The organism is Tsukamurella pseudospumae (genome assembly GCF_001575195.1).
Taxonomy (GTDB): domain Bacteria; phylum Actinomycetota; class Actinomycetes; order Mycobacteriales; family Mycobacteriaceae; genus Tsukamurella; species Tsukamurella pseudospumae.
The window spans coordinates 900,483-919,867 of the sequence record NZ_LSRF01000058.1; the positions used below are offsets into that span (position 1 = coordinate 900,483).

Consider the following 19,385-nt stretch of genomic DNA (forward strand, 5'->3'; position numbering starts at 1 on the left):
CTCAGGCGGTCCGACGGTCCGCCGCCCGCTTGGCCCGGTACATGGCGGCGTCGGCGGAGGCGAGGAGCGCGTCGAGGCCGGCGGCGCCGTCGGCGATCCCGTGGGCGAGGCCCAGACTCGCGCGGACGGGCACCCCGTCGAACGTGCCGCGGATACCGGCCTCGAGGTCGGGGAGACGGCCGGCGACCACGGCGAACTCGTCGCCGCCGAGGCGGGCGACCAGGGCACTGGGCCCGGCCGCGGCACGCAGTCCACGAGCGACGTGGCGCAGGACCTCGTCGCCCGCGGGGTGGCCGTGGGTGTCGTTGAGCCGCTTGAACCCGTCCAGGTCGAGGACGGCCACCGTCATGGCCCCCGACCAGCCGCGGCACGCGTGACCGAGGCCCCGGCGGTTGAGCAGTCCCGTGAGATCGTCGAGCCGCGCGAGATGCTCTGCACGTTCGGCGGTGAGCCCGAACCGGCGGATGCCGCCGTCGATGACGAGTGCGGTGGCGGCGTTGATGACGACAACGGTGACCGAGCCCGCCGCGAGCAGCGGGATCGACGAGTCGTGGTGGATCAGGGCCATCGCGATAACCACGCCGAGGCCGACGACACCGATCGCACTCTGCAGCGCCATCGCGACCCGCCCGTGGAACCCGTAGGCGTAGCCGCTCACCGCGACGAGCCAGGTGAGTTTGAGGAACCCGACCTCCGAGTCGGTCACGACGAAGAGGCCGACGATGATCACGACGTCGCAGTACGCGAGGAAACCGAGCGACTGGGCGTATCGCATCCGCGGCGTCCGATGCAGGAACCAGGCCCAGCCGACGGCGGGCACGGCCAGCGCGACACACAGCGCCGGGATCGTCGACCGGCCGCTGAGTGCTAGCAGGATCGCGGTGACGGCGATTCCGGCGACGCAGAGCGCCGCGAGGTTCACCGCTACGCGATGCAGCCCCACCCGTCTCAGGACGTCGTACTTGTCGGCGTGGACGCTCGCGCCGCTGTCGAACACGGCTCGGATCCCGGCGCTGGACATGGTGGCCACGCTAGCGCAAAGCTTCAGGATTGAAGAATCTGTTCACGAGGCGATCCAGCGTCCACCTGCGTGTTTCGCGGCGTACATCGCGGCGTCGGCGGCGGCGAGGAGCCGCTCGAGGGCGGCGGCGCTGTCGGCGACGCCGTGTGCCACGCCGACACTTGCGTGGACCGGGGTGCCGTCGGCGGGGTCGAACAGCCGCTCGCCGAGGTCGGTGGGCACGTGGTCGGTGACGACCGCGAATTCGTCGCCGCCGAGGCGGGCGACGAGGGCATTGGCACCGCAGATCGTCTGGAGCCGACGCGCGGCCAGGAGCAGTACTTCGTCGCCGGTGGCGTGGCCGTGCGCGTCGTTGATCCGCTTGAAGTGGTCGAGGTCGATCATCGCGACGGCGACGGTGCCGGGTCGGTTGCCCGCCACGGCGGTGAGCCCGCGCCGATTGAGGAGTCCGGTCAGTTCGTCGAGCCGCGACAGGCGCTCCGAGGTCAGGGCGAACCGGCCGAGCCGCTCCTTGCCCGCGAAGGTCAGGAAGGACAGTTGCGCGGCGCAGGCGACGGTGCCGAGGCTGATCGCGAGGACCACGGGGCGGACGTCGTCGAACCGGGCGGCGGCGGTCGCGGTGATGATCATGCACAGGACGATCACGACGTACTGGATCGCGACGGCGACGCGGCCGTGCCAGGTGTAGGCGAAGCACACCGTCGCGAGCATCCAGATGGTCTCCAGCAGCGCGACGAGGGTCGACGGCGCTGCGTGCAGCGCGATGAGAAGGCCGGCGTTGCTGAACGCGATGTAAGCGAGCGATCCGTGATAGGTCAGCGGGCGACCGGTCGCGAACCGCGCGCCCCAGAGGAACCCCAGCGCGGAGGCGAACAGGCTCGGGATCGCGGCGGGGGACCAGTCGTCGATCGCGAGCAGCGCCACGCCGCCCCATCCGGCGAAGGAACACAGGGCGGAGAGCAATGCCGCTGGGCGTTCCATGCCGAGGGTGCGGATCAGCGCCAGGTTCTCGGCGTGGACCCGCGCGCCGTCGCGATGGATGCGCAGCAGCGCACCGACGGGCACGCCGGCGCGGCGACGGGCGAATCCAGGGGCTACGGACACGATTCGAGTGTATGTCGGTGCATCGGCCGTGCACCAAATTGTCGAAGCCGTTGTCCAGAATTACCGGAGCCGCACATCACTGCCGCCTCTTCAGCGAATTCCTAGCCGCGTTGGGTAAGACTGGTAACCATGCGAATTCTGGTGGTCGACGACGACCGCGCGGTGCGGGAGTCCCTGCGGCGCTCACTGACCTTCAACGGGTACCAGGTGGACACGGCCGTGGACGGCCAGGACGCCCTCGATCACATCGCGGGCAACCGCCCCGATGCGGTGGTGCTCGACTTGAACATGCCCCGGCTCGACGGCCTCGAGGTGTGCCGTCGCCTGCGCAGCGCCGGCGACGACCTGCCGATCCTCGTGCTCACCGCGCGTGACGCGGTGAGCGACCGGGTCAGCGGGCTGGACGCGGGCGCCGACGACTACCTGCCCAAGCCCTTCGCGCTCGAGGAACTCCTCGCCCGCATGCGGGCGCTGCTGCGCCGCGCCACGCCGGACGCGGGCGCGGACAACGAGGTGTTCGCGTTCGAGGACCTGAGCCTCGACCCGGCGACCCGCGAGGTCTCCCGCGGCGAGCGCTCCATCAGCCTCACGCGGACGGAGTTCAGCCTGCTCGAGATGCTCATGGGCAACCCGCGCCGGGTGCTGACCCGCAGCCGGATCCTCGAGGAGGTGTGGGGTTACGACTTCCCGACCTCGGGCAACGCGCTGGAGGTGTACGTCGGGTACCTGCGCCGCAAGACCGAGGCCGATGGCGAGAGCCGGCTGATCCACACCGTGCGGGGCGTCGGGTACGTCCTGCGCGAGACCCCGCCGTGACGCCTGGGGGCGCGCCGTGACGGGGCGCATCCCGACGGTGTCCGGACCCCTGCCCCGGCACGCCCGGCCGGAGGTCCGGGACAAGCGCCCCATGCGCGACCCGAACCCGGTCACCCGCAACGTCAGCTTCCGCTGGCGGGTGACGCTGCTGGCCGCGGTGGTCGTGGGTATCACCGTCGCACTCATGGCGGCGTCGGCGTTCTTCGTGGTCAAACGGGCCATGTACGCGGACGTCGACAACCGGCTGCACCAGCAGGTGGACTCGGTGGCGCCGGCGATGAGCTCGCCGGTCACGCAGTTCACCACCGTGATGATGATGCTCATGTTCCGTCCGGACATGTCCGTCAACCGCACGATGGTCGTCTATCCCGACGGGACGCCGTACCACTCCGGGCCGTCCGGGCAGGTCCCGATCGGCGACGACGAGCGCGCCGTGATCTCGGGCAAGCTCGAGCAGTCGCTGCGCTCGGTGGGCGACACCCGCGTCATGGCCCGGCGGCTGGACAACGGCGTGACGATCATCGTCGCCGAGGACCTGACACCCACGAAGAACCTGCTCAGCGAGCTGGGGACGGTGCTCATCGTGGTCGGCGCGTGCGGCGTGATCCTCGCGGCGATCGCCGGCACCGCGGTCGCCCGCGGCGGGCTCAGGCCGGTCCAGCGGCTCACCGAGGCCGCGGAGCGCGTCGCCCGCACCGACGATCTGACGCCGATCCCCGTGACGGGCCGCGACGAGCTGGCGCGGCTGAGCATCAGCTTCAACACGATGCTGCAGGCCCTCGCCGAGTCGCGCGACCGGCAGGCCCGCCTCGTCGCCGACGCGGGGCACGAGCTGCGCACCCCGCTGACCAGCCTGCGCACCAACGTCGAGCTGCTCATCGCCACGCGCCGCCCCGGCGCCCCGCCGATCCCGGAGGAGGATCTGCAGGAGCTCTCCGCCGATGTGCTCGCGCAGGTCGAGGAGCTGACCACGCTGGTCGGAGACCTCGTCGACCTGGCGCGGGAGGACGCCCCCGAGGCCGTCAACGAGGAGATCGACCTCGAGGAGGTCCTCGCCAAGGCGGTCGAGCGGGTGGAGCGCCGCCGCCCGACGGTGCGGTTCGAGGTCTCCAGCGCGCCCTGGTACGTGTACGGCGACAACGGCGGGCTGGGCCGTGCCGTGGTCAACGTGCTCGACAACGCCGCGAAGTTCTCGCCCGACGGTGCCGTGGTGCGCGTCGAGCTGTCCGAGGTCGGCGTGGACCGGGCGGCGCTCACCGTCGCCGACAGCGGCCCCGGCATCCCGGAGGAGGACCGCGAGCTGGTCTTCGAGCGGTTCTACCGGTCGATGGCGAGTCGTTCGATGCCCGGCTCGGGTCTGGGCCTCGCGATCGTCAAGCAGGTGATCGAGCGGCACGGCGGCAGCGTGGCGGTCGGCTCGGCCGACGGTGGCGGTGCCCTGGTCCGGTTCGAGATCCCCGGCAGCCCGGTGGCGGGCGGACGGGCCCCGCAGATCGTGCATCGGGAACCCCGCATGCGGCTGCTCCGGGGGAAGTGACAATCTGCTCACAGCGACCTCACAGGCGGCGACTGCAGTCTTGGCGTGAGACACGAAGGAGGGGGCTCCATGACCGAGGGTCCAAACCATCCCTACCCGCAGGGACAGCAGCCGGGGCAGCCCGCGCAGCAGCCTGGGCAGCCTGCGCAGCAGCCGGGCCAGGCCGGGCAGTACCGGCCCACCCAGCAGTACTCGAACCCGTACGCGGCCGGACAGGTCGGCGCACCGTCGGGCTACCCGGCGCCGGGCGGAGTGCAGACGGTGCCCCCGGCCCCGTCGGGCTCGCCCAAGGGCGGGCCGAAGCTGGGGGCGCTCGTGGCGTTGGGCGTGGCGATCGCGCTGGTCGCGTCACTGCTGTCGGTGACCGGGGCGTACCTCGTGTGGGGCAAGGACTCCTCGAGCACGACGACGACGGTGTCCGGGGGAGCGGCGCCGCCGGTCGTGAAGGGGTCGGTGCAGGAGGTGGCGCAGAACGTGCTGCCCGCCGTCGTGTCGATCGACAACCAGGCCGGGTCCTCGGAGTCCTCGGGCTCGGGTGTGGTGATCACCGCGGACGGCAAGATCGTCACGAACAACCACGTGATCGCGGGTAACGGCAAGCTCACCGTGTCCTTCTCGGACGGCAGCGTGAGCAACGCGGCCGTGGTCGGCGCGGATCCGGTGACCGACCTCGCGGTGATCCAGACGGACAAGCGCGACCTCAAGCCCCTGGCGTTCGCGGACAGCGGCAAGCTGACCGTGGGCCAGGAGGTCGTGGCCGTGGGCGCGCCGCTGGGGCTCGCGGGCACGGTGACCAGCGGTATCGTCTCGGCCCTCAACCGCCCGGTGGCGACCAGCGGCCGCGACTCGGATCAGGCCACCGTCGTCAATTCGGTGCAGACGGACGCGGCGATCAACCCCGGCAACTCCGGCGGTGCGCTCGTGGACATGGCGGGGCAGCTCGTCGGCATCAACTCGTCGATCGCGACGCTCGGATCATCCCGGACCACGGGGCAGCAGAGCGGCAGCATCGGTCTGGGCTTCGCGATCCCGGCGAACCTGGTGCAGCGGATCAGCAAGGAGCTGATGGACTCGGGGAAGGCGTCGCACGCCGCGGTGGGCGTGACGGTGGATCCGCGGCAGACCTCGGTCACCCGGCCCGGCGCCCTGGTCGCGGAGGTGTCGCAGACGGGGACCTTCGGCCGCGCGGGCATCCCCAAGGGCGCGTTGGTGACGAAGGTCGACGACGTGCAGATCACCGACGGCTACGGATTGATAGGGGCCGTGCGCTCGTACCCGCCGGGGGCTACCGTGACGATCACGTACCTCGAGAGCCCGAGCAGTACGAGTCCGGTGTCCAAGCAGGTGACGCTCGATAAGTTGGACAAATGATGCGAGGAGTGGACATGACCGCAGCGGATTGGCCGGAGGACGAGGTGCTCGAGGTGCCCGTTCTGGATGAAGCGGCGCTCGACGGGGCCGGGGTGATCGGTCGCGCGCTCGTGGTGGTCGTCGACGACCACGTGCAGCCGGGCGTCCCGAACGCCGGCAAGTCGGTGGGGTCGCTGGTGACCGAGTTGCTCGAGGAAGCCGGTTTCGAGGTGGACGCCGTGGTCGTGGTCCCCGCCGAGGAGGTGGACGTGCGCAACGCGCTCAACACCGCGGTGATCGGCGGCGTGGACCTGGCCGTGACGATCGGCGGTGTGGGCGTGGGCGCCCGCGACGTGACGCCGGAGGCCACCGAGGACATCCTCGACAAGAAGCTGCCCGGCATCTGCGAGGCGCTGCGCTCGTCGGGCCTGGCGGCCGGCGCCACCGACGCGGGGCTCTCGCGCGGCCTGGCCGGCGTGTCCGGCAGCACGGTGGTGGTGAACCTGGCCAGCTCGCGCGCCGCGATCCGTGACGGCATGGCCACGCTCAGCCCGCTGGCCACCCACGTGATCCGGCACATCGCCGGTGGGGACGACCAGGCCCGGTGACCGAGGGCTCTGACAGCCGGTCCGGCGAGCCCGGGCCCCGGAAGTACTCCGCGCGCGACATCGCGCGGATCTTCGGGGACGTTCTGCCCGCACAGACCAAGGACGACATGTCCGACGATGCCGCACCCCGCTCGGGTGCGGCATCTCCCGTTTCCCGGCCCGACGGTGACCCGACCGAGCGCTGGTACCGCGAGAACCGTCCGCCGCACCACGGGGGCTGACCGGCCCGACCGGCAGCGCGGCGAACGGCGTAAGATTTTGCATTCATGCTGGTAGTGTGACTAAAGACACAGTCCCCTAGATTTACGTTCAGGTTACAGGCCTGGGTTACCTGAGTGAACTCTAAGGGGAAGCCTACCCTTACTAGAGTGCTGGTCAGGGCGTAGTTACCGGTGAGTATGTCCTAAGAAGTCCTGGTTGCGGCGCCGCATCTGGTTCGAAATCCAAGAATTACAAGTTTCGAAACATATGATTGACGAAGATCGAAACCGTTGCGGAGCGTCGAAACCTGAGGATATGCTCCGTGGGAACCGAAGGTCGACGAAGATCTCCGGGGAAACGACAGTGGTCACGCGCTGAGACGAAGTGCGGGATTCGGTAGGTGGCTGGGTGAGCTGCTACGCCGGCGGTCCTGATCGGAGCGTCACTCCACAGATTCCTGGTGAGGGGAACGAATGAGCAAGATGAGCAAGGTCGCTACGCGCGCAGGCGTCGTCGCGGTCGCGGTGGCAGCTGCCGCCTCGGTCGCTGCCGGCTCCGCCAACGCCGGCCCGCTGCCGAGCGGTCAGAAGACGGTCGCCGCGCCTGCGGGTTGGAGCGTCGTTCTGAAGTCGACGGGTAACTCCTTCGCGATTCAGGGGTCGCTGGCCACGGCGCAGTCGCGGAGCGCTTGGTACACGTCGAACGGCTCGGTCGAGGTCAAGGCTCCGGCTGACGCGAAGGACATCCAGGGCAAGCTCGGCGTCGGCGTCATCGTCGGTTGCCAGTTCCCGGGCCAGATCGGTGCTTCGGGCACTCTGACGGGACCCGGCGCGGCTGTGGATTCGTCCGGCCCGAGCCTCTCGCTCGGCGGCGTTGGCGCAGGCGTGAGCGTGCCCCTGACGCCCGGCGCGACTACCGGCGTGACCGGCTACGGCCGCGCGGATCAGCCGGGTTCGACGGACTCGATCAAGTTCACCAAGGCTGGTACGTACAACGTGTCGATCAAGGACCAGAACGTCGACATCAAGTTCTGCTCGGGCTACGCGCAGGCGCGTGTCGTGACCTGGGTCGAGATCAAGGGCAGCAACCGCATTCAGGGCTTCCTGTACGGCGCGCCTTTCTCGCTGGGCTGATCTGAACTCCGACCGACCTGACTCTCTTGTCCGCCCCGCGGGGCGGCGATTCCCCGAAGGAAGTTTCATGAAGAACATCGCGATCCGCGGCGCCGCCGTGGCCGCAGTGGCCGGCGTGGCGCTCGGTACCCTCGCTACGGGTACAGCGAACGCCGACACTTTCATCCCGCTGCCCAACGGCAGCACGAGCAGCAAGATCGGCGACGCCACGGTCACCGTGAGCATCACCAACCAGAGCGCCAAGCTCTCGCCCGGCATGGTGGCCCTGCCCACCACCCGCAACGCGTGGGTCTCCGGTGTCGTGTCCGCGAAGATCACCGGCGGCAAGGCCGACGGCGGATCGATCCAGGCGGGCTACGCGGTCGGCTGCCAGATCGACGTGGGCAAGACCGAGGTCACCGCTGGTGTGACGGGTGAGTCGGGCGCGTCGGTAGGCCTCAACGGTCCCACCATCCAGCCGAAGGTCACCGCCAAGACCGGCGCGACCATCTCTCTGGGTGCAGGCAGCGTCGGTACCCAGATGCTCACCTACGATCGCTCCACCTGGCCGTCGCCCGGCGACGAGATCGCGCCCGACTGGGCCGACCCCAGCACCAGCTTCAAGTTCAAGGGTGCGTCGGGCTCGCTGGGCTACGCCGAGCAGACCATCGGCGTCGACGGCTGCGCCGGCTACGCGCAGGCCCGCTTCTTCGCCAAGGTCAAGGCGAAGGTCGGGAACACGCAGGGCACTGTGATCCTGTGGAGCAAGCCCTTCACCCTGGGCTGATCCCCTAAGAACGCCAGAAGGCGGTGTCCGAACCGGGCACCGCCTTCTGTGTCTCGTCAGATTGGTACGAACGTACAAATCGGGCATGGCGCCGACCGATCTGTGCGGTACGACCCACGGGCGCTGCATCCGTCCTCAAGGAAGCTGGCACATGAAGCACAAGGCAACCTCCATCACCGCGCTCGCCATGGCTGCCGCCGTCGCGATCGCCCCCGTATCCAACGCCGTCGCGGCGACGTCGTTGCCGACGACTCCCGCGGCATCTGGTCCGACGACGCCCGCGGCGGTCCTCAAGAACATCGCGGCCGCTCCTGCCGTCGCGAACTCGGCCGCGTCCGTCGCGCCGACAGCCCTCGGCACCTTCGTCGTCGTTACCGACGAGGCGGTCGCCGCCGCGCCCACTGCAACGGGTGCACTGTCCGCCGCAGCGGCACCGGTCGCTGCCGCAGACAAGGGCGCAGTAGAGCTGGCCGGCGTTCCGAAGGCCGTCACCGACATCCTCAACACCGCCGGCCTTCCGGTGCAGGCCGTCTACCGGGTTCTGCAGACCAGCCAGGGCGTCTACACCATCTGGTACAAGATGCTGACCTCGGTGCCGCAGGCGATCTTCAAGGGCGAGTTCGGCTCCGTGCCGACGCTGTTCCAGAAGGCGATCTCGGACTCGCTCACGTGGATCGCGACCGGCGCGGGGCCCAAGGTGCCTGAGACGCCCAAGACCGCCACGACCGCCGCGACCGAGACCGCCGCGGCGGTCTCCCCGGTCTCTGCGGCGCTCGACGTCCTCGGTATTCCTGTCGCCACTGCTTATGCGGCGGGCCAGGCCGGGCTGTCGATCTACCAGAGCTTCTACGGTCTGCTCACCTCGGTACCGCAAGCGATCTTCCAGGGGAAGTTCGGCGATGCCGCGGGGCTGGTCGTCGACGCGGTCGCGAAGTCGATCACCACCATCGTCGACTTCCCCGGCGCCCAGCTCAAGGCGGCCTCGGACAAGATCACGAAGCTCGTCACGGCACTCACTCCGGCGCCCACCGCGCCGACCGCGGCGACCGATGTCCGTGCTCTGTCGCTGACGTCCGCCGGAGAGGTGCCTGCCAGCACCGCCCTGCTGCCGGTGACCACCGGCAGCGGCGACCAGAAGGCGTCCGACACGCAGAAGCCCGTCGAGCGCACCCTCGGTCTGGACGCGAAGCCGACCGTCGAGGCGCCGAAGCCGGCCGAGACGAAGCCCGTGGCGATCGCACCCGCGGAGACGACGGCGAGCAAGCCGGTCGTCGAGCCGACGAAGCCCGCGGACGGCGCTGTCGTCCCGTCCGCTCCGACGGAGTCCAAGCCCGCGTCGGGCGGATCCACGGAGAACGGCTCGAGTCCGGCCGCCGAGTCGAAGCCCGCGTCCGACGCGAAGCCCACCGTCGAGTCGAAGACGTCGGACTCCAAGCCCACTGTTGCCACCGCGACGGACTCGACGCCCACCGCGGACCGGAGCTCGGTGACCGAAGCGAAGCCGACGGCAGAGCGTTCCACTGGGGCGGACGAGAAGCCGACTGCCAGTTCCAGCGCGGAGTAGTCCTTCCGCATCCCCTCACACCGCAACGCGCGCCCTGGAGTCAGGGCGCGCGTTGCGCGTTCTGCAGTTCTTCGAGGTACTCCGGGGCGTGCGCCGCCCCCTCCCGTGTCATCGCTCCTGGCCGACGAACTGGTCACCGTTCGCCCAGGTCCGCGCCCGACGTCCGACGGGGTCTGCGGCGGGTTGCCGCAGTCTCGAAATGCGAAAGCGCTTCGTGCTGATCTGACATCGACACTTCAGTCACCCATCGATTATTCGCGTTCCTAGCTACATTCTTGGATGTTTCGTTGGCGCACCATTTGTGGTGAATTGCCGAGCCTTGGTGCTATCTTAAGAAAACGCTGAACGGCGTAAGAATAATCTGAGGGGAACTAATAAGAATGAAGCGCACCACCTCGCTGGCGGCGGCTGTCGCCGCAGCCGCGATCATCGCGACGCCCGTCGCGGGCACGTCCGCCGCTGTGACTGCTCCGGCGCCCGCCGCCGCAGTGGTCAACGCTGCGCAGGCACCGACGCTGCCGCCCGTGGAGTCGTTCGCGCCGGACCCGCTGAAGGTTCTTGCGCTTCCCTTCAGCAACTTCGAACTGATTCGCACCTCGGCTTTCGTGATCACCGGGTATGTGAACAAGTCCGACGGCAAGCCGGTGCGCGCCAAGGGGGAGGGCGAGGGCAATGCTAATGAGACCGACTCGCAATACGCCGCATGGCTGAGGTTGAACGCCAAACCTGTTGAGGTCAATATCTTCCAGGCGATCAGTGATTCCGTGAACAAGGTCGCACTGAAGGGTGATTTCGCGACGGCGGCGGCACAGATCCAGAACTACCTCTCTCAGCTCGCTGCGCAGGTCATCGCCCTCCCGACGGCGCTGATCAATCACAACGTCGACGCGTTCTTCCCGAAGCCTGTGCCCTCTCCGACGGCCACCGCGCAGCGCGCTGCGGCACCGGTCGCCGCCGCGAACCCGTTCGCGCTGCCCGACGCCGGAGCGCTTCTCACCCTCGCTGGCGTCCCGCTGAAGAACTTCGATCAGGCTCGCCTGGCCACCTTCGTCACCACGGGCTACGAGACGAATAAGGCGGGGGAGTTTGTAGGCAAGGATGGCAAGCCTTTGAAGGAGGGGCAGACCAAGGAAAAGGACGGTGTCCCCATCACCGCGAACATCTTCCAGGCGGTCAGCGATGCGGTGAACAAGAAGGCTCTCAAGGGGGATTTCGCTGGTGCGGCGACGGCGATCCAGGGCTACTTCACCGAGCTGGCCGGCAATGTAGTGAAGCTGCCAGGCGAAATTCTGACCTACGACCTTCAGGCGATCAGCGCGGTGGTCCCGGGCGTGCCGACTCTCTCCGAGGACAAGCCCGACACCGGCTCTGCCAAGACGACTTCCAAGGATCTCTCCCCGCGGACCACGCTGGTCCGTACGAGCTCCGCTCAGGTCGGCGACAGCGCGAACGAGGCCGGTGCAGGAGTCGGTGATTCGGTCGGTCAGGCCGGAGCGCCCGGCGCGGGTACTGGCGGTGCGCCGGCGGGCTCGTCCGAGCCGAAGGAAGGCCCCGACCTGATCGAGAAGGTTCGCGACCTGTTCGATCGCCCCGACAAGTCGGGTCCGGCGAAGGACAAGGAGGCGTCGCCGGAGCCGGAGGCTCCGGAGACCGAGTCGAACGTACCGAGCGACGAGGGGGCCGGCGCCGAGGCGTCCGGCGACGGCGCGAAGTAGGACATATCGACAGCGGCACCGTCCGCCCCTGAACGATGGGGCGGGCGGTGCCTTGTATTGCGCCACGAAACCCTGCAATCGTGCTCGAAACGTGCCTATCCTGTTACAGCCTCCGCTCAGTGTTAACTCAGTGTTACCACGGGTGATTTGGGTGATTCACGGCTGGTACCTTCCCATTTCAATCGCTGGCGAAGTTCGGCCGGCGTTGTGAAAGGACCGAGTACATGCCCCTCAAGAACTCATTCGCTGCAGCGGCGCTGGCCACCGCAGGAACGATCACCATCGGACTGCTCGCGCCTCTGGCGCCCGCCAGTGCCGACACCGTCATCCCTCTCCGTGACGCCACGCAGTCCGTGAAGGCAGGCGGGGGGACGATCACCGTCTCGGTCAAGGGGCAGCGCGCACGCCTGTCGCCGGGCATGGTCGCGTTGCCGACGACGCGCAACGCGTGGGTGTCGGGAGCAGTGAGCGTCAAGGTGTCGGGTGACGCCGATGGCGGCTCGATCGAGGCGGGCTACCTCGTCGGCTGCCAGATCGACGTCGGTGAGGCGAGCCTCGACCTGGGAGCCGGCGCCGAATCGGGTGCGACGTTCGGGGCGGGCGGGGGAATCAAGCCCTCGGTCTCCGCAACGACAGGCGCTTCCATCAAGCTGGCGGCCGGATCCGTCGGGACGCAGTCGCTGACCTATGACCGCGCCACCTGGCCCAAGCCCGGCGACGAGATCGATCCCGATTGGTCGGCGCCGTCGACCAGTTTCGACTTCACCGGGTCCAGCGGCAGCTTCACCTACGCCGACCAGACCATCGGCGTCGACGGCTGCGCCGGATACGCCCAGGCGCGCATGTACGTGATCGTGCGGGCGCAGGTGGGCAACAGCAAGGGGCGCGTCATTCTCTGGGGTGATCGCTTCACCCTCGGGTGATCGGCTACGCCGCGGCCGCGGGAGGCTCCGGCGACTGGCTCTGCCAGTCGACCTCCGCGTCGTGTTCCGCCAACATCTCCTCGAGGAGCGGCGGACCGTGCGGCCCGTCGAGGACGGCTGCGATGTCGTCGTAGACGGTGCCGATGAAGTCCTCGTACTGCACGCGCAGTTCCTCACTGCGCCACAGTGATCGGAGTTGCGCGCGCCGCCGCTGCCAGCGTTCGATGGCCTGGCGGTAGAGCTCGTCCACGTGGTGCGCGTGGTTCACCCGGACCGCGCCGGTGGGGTCGGCCTTGCGCTGCCAGCCGGTGCGGCCGGCGTGCTCGCCGTGCGGAACGGTGATCGTCTCCCACCCGCCGGGGTAGTCGCTGGTGCTGGGCGTGACCTTCCCGTGGTGCTTGTCGCACGCGAGGGTCAGCATCGTGATGTCCGTGGCGCCACCGTCGGCCCACTCCGTGATGTGGTGGACCTGGCACCGAGTCGCCGGGACATCGCAACCGGGTGCGGTGCAACCCTTCTCGCTGCCGTACAGCGCGATCCGCTGATCCGGGGTGGCCAGCCGCTTCTCCCGGCCGAGGAACAGCGGCCGGTTCGCGAGGTCCAGCACCAGCACGTACTTCGGGTTGGTGCCCATCATGCGCAACGCGTCCTCGACGGGCATACGCCCACCGGTCGCGGTGGTGGCGAACCCGGCCTCGGACTCGAGCTGATCGATCCCCAGCGTGATGACCGGGACGCACGGCACGCCGCGGTGCTGCCCCAGTGCCCCGGACGAGACGAAGTCTCGGAGCACCGTGTGCAGCGCGTCGTGATTGCGCTGCCCCTGCGAGCGGGTGTCGCGCTGGGCCGCCTCGGCGACTGCGTCCTGGTCCGCGGGGTCGACGGGGTTCTCCTCGTCCGCCGGGTTGTTCACGCCGGGCCGGGCGAGCTTCTCGAAGACCACGTCCATCAGCGCGCGGCACTCGGGGGAGAGCGCACCGTCGAGGTCGGACATCAGATCGTCACCCTGCTTGCCCAGGTTCACCTCCCGCTTGCGCGCGATGTTCTCCGGGCTGGGCTCTGCACCGTCGGGATCGATGAGCTCGTAGGCGCGCTGCCCGATCTTGGCGAGCTCCTCCGGCCGGACACTGAGCGCCGCGGTGACGAGCACGTCCTCGAGGAGGGCGAGCTTCTCCGGAGTGGCCTCGGGCGCCTTGGCGACCTTGTCGATCCACTGCTCCACCGCGGCGGCATGCCGCTCGGAGACGAGGCCTTCCCGCTGCGCCGCGGAGAGCTCGGGCAGCCGGGGCTCCGGCGCCTGGCCTCGCACATTGCGCGGCGCGCGAGACCTGGCGCCCTTCATCCGGTCTCGTGCCTCCGTGCCCGCGAGCCGCAGCTGATCGGCCAGCATCTCCTTGATCCCCGTGTAGCCCAACTGCCCGGGGATTCCCTGCTCGACGCACACCTGCGCGAGGAGATGCTGGCCGTGCGGCACCTTCCGTGCCGCCTTCTCGAGCCGGGGGAGCGCATCCAGGATCTCTTCCGAGGAGAGCATCACGGGGCTCGCCGCAGCGAGCTGCTCGGCTGCATTTTCGAACGAGGCGAGCGCGGCCAGATACTCCGCTGCTGTGCTGGTAGTCATGCCTACCACCTCCTCGTACTGCTACCACGAGTCTACTCCGATATTCGGTGAGTTTCGATGAAATCGAACAAAAAGACTAGTGATCTGCGGGCTCGACAGTGGTGCTATCGGCCTCTCCTTCGTGTCACCCGAATCGCTGTGTGCGATGTGCCGCCGCCCGGTGCCTGTGTGGTGGGAACTGATCCGCGTGCTGGTGCGTCCAATTGATGAGAGCCTCTCGGAGAACCACACCAGTCGTGGTGCCCGCGAGCTGTGGGGGCGCGGCGTGAGGAGGCGTCTGGGGTGTGGTTTCGGATGGGTGTCGCACTGCGTGTGCTGCGGTTCACTGCGCCGAACGGGCTGCTGGCGCGAGGTGCGCGACTGCTTGCTCTCGTGTGGTGGGTTCTGAGAGGTCATCGTGACCGTCTGCGATCGTTCTCGATTCAAGATCAACTCGCCGCGGCGACGCGAAAGGTGCGCTCGCGCAAACGGGCGCAGCGGTTGTTGTGGAGCGCTGTCGTTGCGGCGATTGTGGCGGCTGCGGCTGGTCCAGGACTGCGTCAGTGCCGTGATCGCTGGCCCCAGGGGACCTCCGAAGTGCTGCACAGTGCCTGGACCCTGGTCACATCGCCGGGATTCGGAGCAGTCGGCGCCGTGATCGCGGCTCTGGTGGCGTTCATGGGGGCGTTGCGGAGTCAGGCGCGGTCCGCCAGCAAGGATCGATGGTGGGCGACCTTCGAGTGGGTGATGAAGAACCGCGTGAACAAGCAGGGAACGGACTCCGAGATCGCGGCCGAATGGCTCGCGTTCCTGAAAGGGACCGCGACCAGCCCTGATGAGAGCGCTATCATCAACGTACTGATCGAGGAGGCGCTGAGGCGTGGACCACACGAGAGCTGAGAAGGACATCCGGGTCGTCGCGCCGGCGGGCAAGGGGCGGTACCGTGCGGTGAACGCGAAGGTCGTCCGGTCGACGCCGCTCGCCGGGCACCGGTATCGGCTTCATCTGTCGAACGGGAAGGACGTGGTTGCCACGCGGTCTTCGGGCGGCCGGTACGTGCTCGTCAAGAAGCCGGCACTCAAGTCCTTCGCGAAGACCTCGCTCCGCATCCCGGCTACGTCCGCGGTTACCGAACCCGGAGAGCGACCTATGTCCGCGGCGACCCGCGACAAGCTCGTCGCGATCCTCGAGATGGACAACACCGGGCTCTCGCGCCGCGGCGTGCGGTAGCGGCGCACCGTCGAACCCGGAAACGAGAGCCGGCCTCCCCGCGCGTGGGGAGGCCGGCTCTCGTGGTGCGTCGGTCAGCGCTGCGTGGGGAACTGACCCGTGGGCGGCAGGGCCGAGTGCGCGCCGCCCTGCGACGGCGCGGCCTGCGCGGCCAGCAGGTCGCGGATCTCGACGAGCACGTCCACCTCGTCCTCCGCGGCCTTCTCGGGTGCGAACCGGGCCTTCATCCGCTCGTACGGCATGATCAGGAGGAAGTAGACGACCGCCGCGACCAGCACGAAGTTGATCACCTGGGTGATGACCGCGCCGAGGTCGATCGTGGTGGCGGCCACGCCCGTCTTGATCTCCCACGCCATCCCCTGCACGTCCTTGCCGCCGCCGATGGAGGCGATGAGCGGCTTCACGACATGGTCGGTGAACGCCGTGACGATCGCGGTGAAGGCCGCGCCGATGACCACGGCGACTGCGAGGTCGAGCACGTTGCCCTTGAGGAGGAAGTCCTTGAAGCCCTTGAGCATGTTTGTCGTCCTTCGGAAAGTTGTAACGGATGCGACGCGTGGTGCAGTGTCGCAATTATGCTAGCCGCATGAACCGAATCCGCGCAGTCGACGCGGGCGTTTCGGCGGGGGTGATTGTCGCGGTCGGCGGGCTCGCCGCCGGGTGGTACGGCGTGGACCGCGCCGTGCCCACACCGCGCACGCCCGTCGCCGACCACACCTATCGCGTCGGGAACTCTTCTGCGGGAGTGGACTTCCGCGCACCGTCGGGCTGGGACAAGGTGCCGTCCGGCCGGGCCGACGTGGTGCGTTTCGTGCATCCCAGCGGCAGCTCGCTCTCCGTTCGCCTCACGACGGGCATGACCGACTTCGACACCGCCGCGCCGCGCCGCCTGCGCGAGTTCGCGGCCGGCGGCGTCGACGCGCACTTCACCGGCGACATCCGCGGCCCGCAGTTCGCGGGTCGCAGCTGCGCCGCGTCGGGCGGCGGCAGGTCGGGGGAGTGCGCCGTCGTGGGCCACTCGGACCTGCTGGTCACGGTGCTCACGCTCCGCGGGCCCGACGGTGCCGCCCCCGACCTGACCGCGCTCGTCCAGACCCTGCGGGAGGACTGATGCGCGCGCAGCTCAAGACCGTCAGCTTCTGGGTGTTTCTGGCGGGCTTGGTGTTCGGCGGATTCGTGCTCGTGCGCGACATGGTGCCCCGCATCACGGAGGCGAGCGGCGCGGTCGCGGTCGCGTTGCCGATCATCCTGCTGGCCGCCGTCCTGATCGCCGTGATCATCTGGGCGCTGGACCGCTCGCACGCTCAGCTGCGCGCGGTGTGGGCGCTCGCCTTCGCGTGGGGCGCGATCGGCGCGTGCGGACTCGCCCTGCAGATCAACGGGTTCGCCTCCGACGCCGTCGACGACGTGCTCGACGACCCCGGCTCCACGACCTGGGGCGCGGCCCTCATCGGCCCGCTGGACGAGGAGACCATCAAGGGCGCCGGCGTCGCGCTGCTGCTGGTGATGTTCCGCGACCGCCTGCGCCGGCCGCTCCAGGTCTTCGCAGTGGGTGCGTTCGCGGGCCTGGGCTTCCAGGTGGTCGAGAACCTCTCGTACGCAGTGACCTTCGCGGTCCGTGATGCCCAGTCCGACACCGCCGGCGCGCTCACGGTCACGCTCATGCGCGCGCTCTTCGGCTTCCAGTCGCACTGGGTGTACACGGGCTTCTTCGCGCTCGGCCTGGCGCTGCTGCGCATCCGGCCGGCCCTCGCGGCGATCCCGCTGGGGCTCGCGTACCTCCTGCACTTCTGGTGGAACGCGCCCAGCGGCGAGAACCCGATGGTCGTGCTCCTGCTGATCGTGCTCAAGTGCGCCGTGACCCTCTCGCTCCTCGGCGGCGCGTGGACCTGGATGATCTACGAGCAGCGCCGGTGGCTGCAGCGCGCCATCCGCATGCCGGAGGCCGCGAAGCTCGCGCCGCCCGCCGAACTGGCCACGCTGCCCACCCGCGCGCTGCGCCGCAACGGCGAGGACTACCTGCGCTTCTATTACGGCCCCGCCGTCGCCGAGGTGGCGCGCAAGCGCCAGAAGTGGCTGATCCGCGAGCTCACCTACCGGGTCGGCTGAGCGCCGCCATCCGGAACCCGTTGCCCGGGATCGACGAAGAGACTCAGCGATTCCTAGGCCGCCGGCGTGTGTTGGGTGACGCTCCGGATCACCTGGTCGGTCTCGTCGAGCAGGTCGACTCGCACGTCGGGGAGCGCGGACGCCACGGCGATGTGCACTCGATCGGCGTACGAATTGTGCGCATGATCGTCGTCGGTGACGCTCTCGATGCCGACGCCGAACCCTCCTTCGGACACGCCCGGGGTGACGACCCCCGTAGCGGTACGGATGACGGCCCGACGGCCGTTCGGCCTCGTTCGCACGGCGCTGTCCTTCGCTCCGAGCGACGCGGCGAGGTCTGCGACGAACTGTGAGAACCGGCCCGTCGGATCGTCGACCTGAGCCGTGAGAATGAGATCGTTGCGCATCACGGCCACCTCCCGAGCTCGATGTCGGCACGACGTCCGATGACCCGAATATACGCGGCGTCGCCATGCGCGACCAGCGCCTGCATCGCTCCGACGAGGTCGGCGTGATCGATCGCCGACTCGTCCGCGTTCACGAACACGAGGCCGGTACCTTGCCGGTCCCACACCTCGCCCACCCGGAATGCGAACGCTCGAGCATTCCCTCGGGTGGACGACTTGATCTCCGCGGCCCGGCCATCGACTGCGATATCGGGCGTCGAGTCGCCGGTCCGCGCCCGAGCGAGAACCGTGACGTTCCGGCCCTCGGCGACCAGCGTGTCCACGACAGTGCGTTCCCTCCGGTCCAAGGGCTTGCCGACGCGTTCGTCCACTCGGCCGGAGATGAGGAGTCGCCGGCGAAGCTCCTGGAGTGCGTGGACGTGGAACATGACCTCGGCAAGAGGTACCTGTGGGACCTTGATTCGACGGAGCATAGCGACGTCCATCTGCCATTCGAGTCGGCGTTCCACGTCGACGTCGGAGTACCCGCGGCCGCCGAGTCGTGGAGGTGCGGTTGTCGGGACGTTGCCGTCGGGGCCGCCGGGCGAGCCTCGGCGCCGGTCGTCGCCCGGCCTCACCGGAACACCACGGACAGTGGTGAACTGAGCGCCGCGGCGGCGACGGCGTGCGCCTCCGTCTCGGACATCGCGAGCATCACGGTGCGGGCCTGCTGCCGTGAGGCCTGCGCCGCTGCGGCGACGGCGACCGTGGCCGAGCGGGCCAGGACGGAGGGCGCAGCGTCGTCCCGCTCGCCGGCGCGGGGCTTGCGCTGCGCCACCACGTCCACCACGTCGCCGGGGCGGAGCAGGTCCATCGTGGCGGCGTCCTGCAGCGCGATCGGCACCAGCCGCGAGCCGGGGCGGATGAAGCCCGCGGTGCGGTCGCTGAGCACCCTTCGGCCCGTGAGGATCTCGCCCGCGCCGACGGGCCCCGTCACCGACCGTCCGACCGCCTCGTCCGGACGCGTCAGCGCGTCCTGGGGCGCGAGGTCCGCCGGAACGGTGCGCACCACGAGATCCTCGCCGACGAGCTTCCCTCCCGGCCCCAGCTCGCGCGCCGCGACGAGCACCTGCGCCTGCGGCCCGCTCGGCCGGCTCGTGACCGCGACGATCAGCGCCACCACCGCCAGCGCCGCGGCCGCCGCCCGCCGAGCCGTCAGCGTGCGCGCCCACCCGGGCCGCAGCGCGGCCCGCATCCGTTCGACACCGGTCGGCTGCAAGGACTCCATGCCCGGAATCTACGACGGTGCGCCGACGGCGGA

21 protein-coding genes are annotated in these 19,385 nt (G+C 69.3%); 14 read left to right on the forward strand and 7 right to left on the reverse strand.

Annotated elements, in window-relative coordinates; all coding sequences use genetic code 11:
- Position 1: 1 nt before the first annotated feature.
- Entirely contained in the window at positions 2-1,021 is a 1,020-nt protein-coding gene (locus AXK60_RS22865) for a GGDEF domain-containing protein (RefSeq protein ID WP_139058088.1), read from the reverse strand.
- Between the two features lie 42 nt (positions 1,022-1,063).
- Entirely contained in the window at positions 1,064-2,125 is a 1,062-nt protein-coding gene (locus AXK60_RS22870; RefSeq protein WP_139058089.1) for a GGDEF domain-containing protein, read from the reverse strand.
- A gap of 129 nt (positions 2,126-2,254) precedes the next feature.
- Here AXK60_RS22870 and AXK60_RS22875 point away from each other — a divergent pair, with 129 nt between their 5' ends.
- From AXK60_RS22875 to AXK60_RS22920, 10 genes are all read left to right on the forward strand, one after another.
- On the forward strand, positions 2,255-2,941 hold the full coding sequence (locus AXK60_RS22875; RefSeq protein WP_068574809.1) for a response regulator transcription factor: 687 nt from the start codon (positions 2,255-2,257) through the stop codon (positions 2,939-2,941).
- Between the two features lie 91 nt (positions 2,942-3,032).
- Complete coding sequence (locus AXK60_RS22880) at positions 3,033-4,478, forward strand: HAMP domain-containing sensor histidine kinase (protein WP_068575307.1); 1,446 nt, start codon at positions 3,033-3,035, stop codon at positions 4,476-4,478.
- A gap of 69 nt (positions 4,479-4,547) precedes the next feature.
- Positions 4,548-5,849 (forward strand): S1C family serine protease, encoded by a 1,302-nt coding sequence (locus AXK60_RS22885; protein ID WP_068574811.1) that lies wholly within the window; start codon positions 4,548-4,550, stop codon positions 5,847-5,849.
- Between the two features lie 14 nt (positions 5,850-5,863).
- Positions 5,864-6,436, forward strand: coding sequence for a MogA/MoaB family molybdenum cofactor biosynthesis protein (locus AXK60_RS22890; RefSeq protein WP_139058090.1), 573 nt, complete (start codon positions 5,864-5,866; stop codon positions 6,434-6,436).
- Positions 6,433-6,657: a hypothetical protein gene (locus AXK60_RS22895; RefSeq protein WP_068574815.1), complete on the forward strand. Its 225-nt coding sequence runs from the start codon at positions 6,433-6,435 to the stop codon at positions 6,655-6,657. The genes AXK60_RS22890 and AXK60_RS22895 overlap by 4 nt, the downstream gene beginning before the upstream one ends.
- Positions 6,658-7,110: 453 nt before the next feature.
- On the forward strand, positions 7,111-7,770 hold the full coding sequence (locus tag AXK60_RS22900) for an MspA family porin (RefSeq protein ID WP_082778202.1): 660 nt from the start codon (positions 7,111-7,113) through the stop codon (positions 7,768-7,770).
- Positions 7,771-7,837: 67 nt separating this feature from the next.
- The gene (locus AXK60_RS22905; protein ID WP_068574819.1) at positions 7,838-8,536 is read left to right on the forward strand and encodes an MspA family porin; all 699 of its coding nucleotides are present in this window, start codon (positions 7,838-7,840) and stop codon (positions 8,534-8,536) included.
- 151 nt (positions 8,537-8,687) lie between these two features.
- Positions 8,688-10,100 (forward strand): hypothetical protein, encoded by a 1,413-nt coding sequence (locus AXK60_RS22910; protein ID WP_068574821.1) that lies wholly within the window; start codon positions 8,688-8,690, stop codon positions 10,098-10,100.
- Between the two features lie 380 nt (positions 10,101-10,480).
- Positions 10,481-11,815: a hypothetical protein gene (locus tag AXK60_RS22915; RefSeq protein WP_068574824.1), complete on the forward strand. Its 1,335-nt coding sequence runs from the start codon at positions 10,481-10,483 to the stop codon at positions 11,813-11,815.
- Positions 11,816-12,039: 224 nt separating this feature from the next.
- Positions 12,040-12,738 carry an MspA family porin gene (locus tag AXK60_RS22920; RefSeq protein WP_068574826.1) on the forward strand — a complete coding sequence of 233 codons (699 nt, stop codon included), beginning with the start codon at positions 12,040-12,042 and terminating at the stop codon, positions 12,736-12,738.
- A gap of 4 nt (positions 12,739-12,742) precedes the next feature.
- Here the strand turns inward: AXK60_RS22920 and AXK60_RS22925 are convergent, their stop codons facing one another.
- A complete protein-coding gene (locus tag AXK60_RS22925; protein WP_068574828.1) occupies positions 12,743-14,359 on the reverse strand; it encodes an HNH endonuclease signature motif containing protein in 1,617 nt (538 codons plus the stop codon).
- Positions 14,360-14,653: 294 nt separating this feature from the next.
- On the opposite strand from AXK60_RS22925, the gene AXK60_RS26655 reads away from it, so the two are divergent.
- Positions 14,654-15,238 carry a hypothetical protein gene (locus AXK60_RS26655; RefSeq protein ID WP_139058091.1) on the forward strand — a complete coding sequence of 195 codons (585 nt, stop codon included), beginning with the start codon at positions 14,654-14,656 and terminating at the stop codon, positions 15,236-15,238.
- Positions 15,219-15,569 carry a hypothetical protein gene (locus AXK60_RS22935; protein ID WP_068574832.1) on the forward strand — a complete coding sequence of 117 codons (351 nt, stop codon included), beginning with the start codon at positions 15,219-15,221 and terminating at the stop codon, positions 15,567-15,569. Before AXK60_RS26655 ends, AXK60_RS22935 begins: the two co-directional genes overlap by 20 nt.
- A gap of 74 nt (positions 15,570-15,643) precedes the next feature.
- Here the strand turns inward: AXK60_RS22935 and mscL are convergent, their stop codons facing one another.
- Complete coding sequence (gene mscL / locus AXK60_RS22940) at positions 15,644-16,087, reverse strand: large-conductance mechanosensitive channel protein MscL (protein ID WP_068574834.1); 444 nt, start codon at positions 16,085-16,087, stop codon at positions 15,644-15,646.
- A 68-nt stretch (positions 16,088-16,155) separates the two neighbouring features.
- On the opposite strand from mscL, the gene AXK60_RS22945 reads away from it, so the two are divergent.
- Together AXK60_RS22945 and AXK60_RS22950 are read left to right on the forward strand one after the other, a co-directional pair.
- The gene (locus tag AXK60_RS22945; protein WP_139058092.1) at positions 16,156-16,680 is read left to right on the forward strand and encodes a hypothetical protein; all 525 of its coding nucleotides are present in this window, start codon (positions 16,156-16,158) and stop codon (positions 16,678-16,680) included.
- A complete protein-coding gene (locus AXK60_RS22950; RefSeq protein WP_068574838.1) occupies positions 16,680-17,678 on the forward strand; it encodes a PrsW family intramembrane metalloprotease in 999 nt (332 codons plus the stop codon). Before AXK60_RS22945 ends, AXK60_RS22950 begins: the two co-directional genes overlap by 1 nt.
- A 53-nt stretch (positions 17,679-17,731) precedes the next feature.
- Here the strand turns inward: AXK60_RS22950 and AXK60_RS22955 are convergent, their stop codons facing one another.
- From AXK60_RS22955 to cpaB, 3 genes are all read right to left on the reverse strand, one after another.
- Positions 17,732-18,085 carry a hypothetical protein gene (locus tag AXK60_RS22955; protein ID WP_139058093.1) on the reverse strand — a complete coding sequence of 118 codons (354 nt, stop codon included), beginning with the start codon at positions 18,083-18,085 and terminating at the stop codon, positions 17,732-17,734.
- Entirely contained in the window at positions 18,085-18,558 is a 474-nt protein-coding gene (locus AXK60_RS22960) for a hypothetical protein (RefSeq protein ID WP_139058094.1), read from the reverse strand. Before AXK60_RS22960 ends, AXK60_RS22955 begins: the two co-directional genes overlap by 1 nt.
- A gap of 140 nt (positions 18,559-18,698) precedes the next feature.
- Complete coding sequence (cpaB, locus tag AXK60_RS22965; protein WP_068574844.1) at positions 18,699-19,352, reverse strand: Flp pilus assembly protein CpaB; 654 nt, start codon at positions 19,350-19,352, stop codon at positions 18,699-18,701.
- Positions 19,353-19,385 lie beyond the last annotated feature (33 nt).

What these genes read in the sequence shown, in the direction of transcription:
- AXK60_RS22900 (WP_082778202.1), top strand. Translation starts at nt 7,111, where the DNA reads ATGAGCAAGATGAGCAAGGTCGCTACGCGCGCAGGCGTCGTCGCGGTC.
- AXK60_RS22885 (WP_068574811.1), top strand. Translation starts at nt 4,548, where the DNA reads ATGACCGAGGGTCCAAACCATCCCTACCCGCAGGGACAGCAGCCGGGG.
- AXK60_RS22890 (WP_139058090.1), top strand. Translation starts at nt 5,864, where the DNA reads ATGACCGCAGCGGATTGGCCGGAGGACGAGGTGCTCGAGGTGCCCGTT.
- mscL (WP_068574834.1), bottom strand. Translation starts at nt 16,087, where the DNA reads ATGCTCAAGGGCTTCAAGGACTTCCTCCTCAAGGGCAACGTGCTCGAC.
- AXK60_RS22955 (WP_139058093.1), bottom strand. Translation starts at nt 18,085, where the DNA reads ATGCGCAACGATCTCATTCTCACGGCTCAGGTCGACGATCCGACGGGC.
- AXK60_RS22925 (WP_068574828.1), bottom strand. Translation starts at nt 14,359, where the DNA reads ATGACTACCAGCACAGCAGCGGAGTATCTGGCCGCGCTCGCCTCGTTC.
- AXK60_RS22905 (WP_068574819.1), top strand. Translation starts at nt 7,838, where the DNA reads ATGAAGAACATCGCGATCCGCGGCGCCGCCGTGGCCGCAGTGGCCGGC.
- AXK60_RS22960 (WP_139058094.1), bottom strand. Translation starts at nt 18,558, where the DNA reads ATGCTCCGTCGAATCAAGGTCCCACAGGTACCTCTTGCCGAGGTCATG.
- AXK60_RS22915 (WP_068574824.1), top strand. Translation starts at nt 10,481, where the DNA reads ATGAAGCGCACCACCTCGCTGGCGGCGGCTGTCGCCGCAGCCGCGATC.
- AXK60_RS22945 (WP_139058092.1), top strand. Translation starts at nt 16,156, where the DNA reads ATGAACCGAATCCGCGCAGTCGACGCGGGCGTTTCGGCGGGGGTGATT.
- AXK60_RS22950 (WP_068574838.1), top strand. Translation starts at nt 16,680, where the DNA reads ATGCGCGCGCAGCTCAAGACCGTCAGCTTCTGGGTGTTTCTGGCGGGC.
- AXK60_RS26655 (WP_139058091.1), top strand. Translation starts at nt 14,654, where the DNA reads ATGGGTGTCGCACTGCGTGTGCTGCGGTTCACTGCGCCGAACGGGCTG.
- AXK60_RS22920 (WP_068574826.1), top strand. Translation starts at nt 12,040, where the DNA reads ATGCCCCTCAAGAACTCATTCGCTGCAGCGGCGCTGGCCACCGCAGGA.
- AXK60_RS22875 (WP_068574809.1), top strand. Translation starts at nt 2,255, where the DNA reads ATGCGAATTCTGGTGGTCGACGACGACCGCGCGGTGCGGGAGTCCCTG.
- cpaB (WP_068574844.1), bottom strand. Translation starts at nt 19,352, where the DNA reads ATGGAGTCCTTGCAGCCGACCGGTGTCGAACGGATGCGGGCCGCGCTG.
- AXK60_RS22880 (WP_068575307.1), top strand. Translation starts at nt 3,033, where the DNA reads ATGCGCGACCCGAACCCGGTCACCCGCAACGTCAGCTTCCGCTGGCGG.
- AXK60_RS22865 (WP_139058088.1), bottom strand. Translation starts at nt 1,021, where the DNA reads ATGTCCAGCGCCGGGATCCGAGCCGTGTTCGACAGCGGCGCGAGCGTC.
- AXK60_RS22910 (WP_068574821.1), top strand. Translation starts at nt 8,688, where the DNA reads ATGAAGCACAAGGCAACCTCCATCACCGCGCTCGCCATGGCTGCCGCC.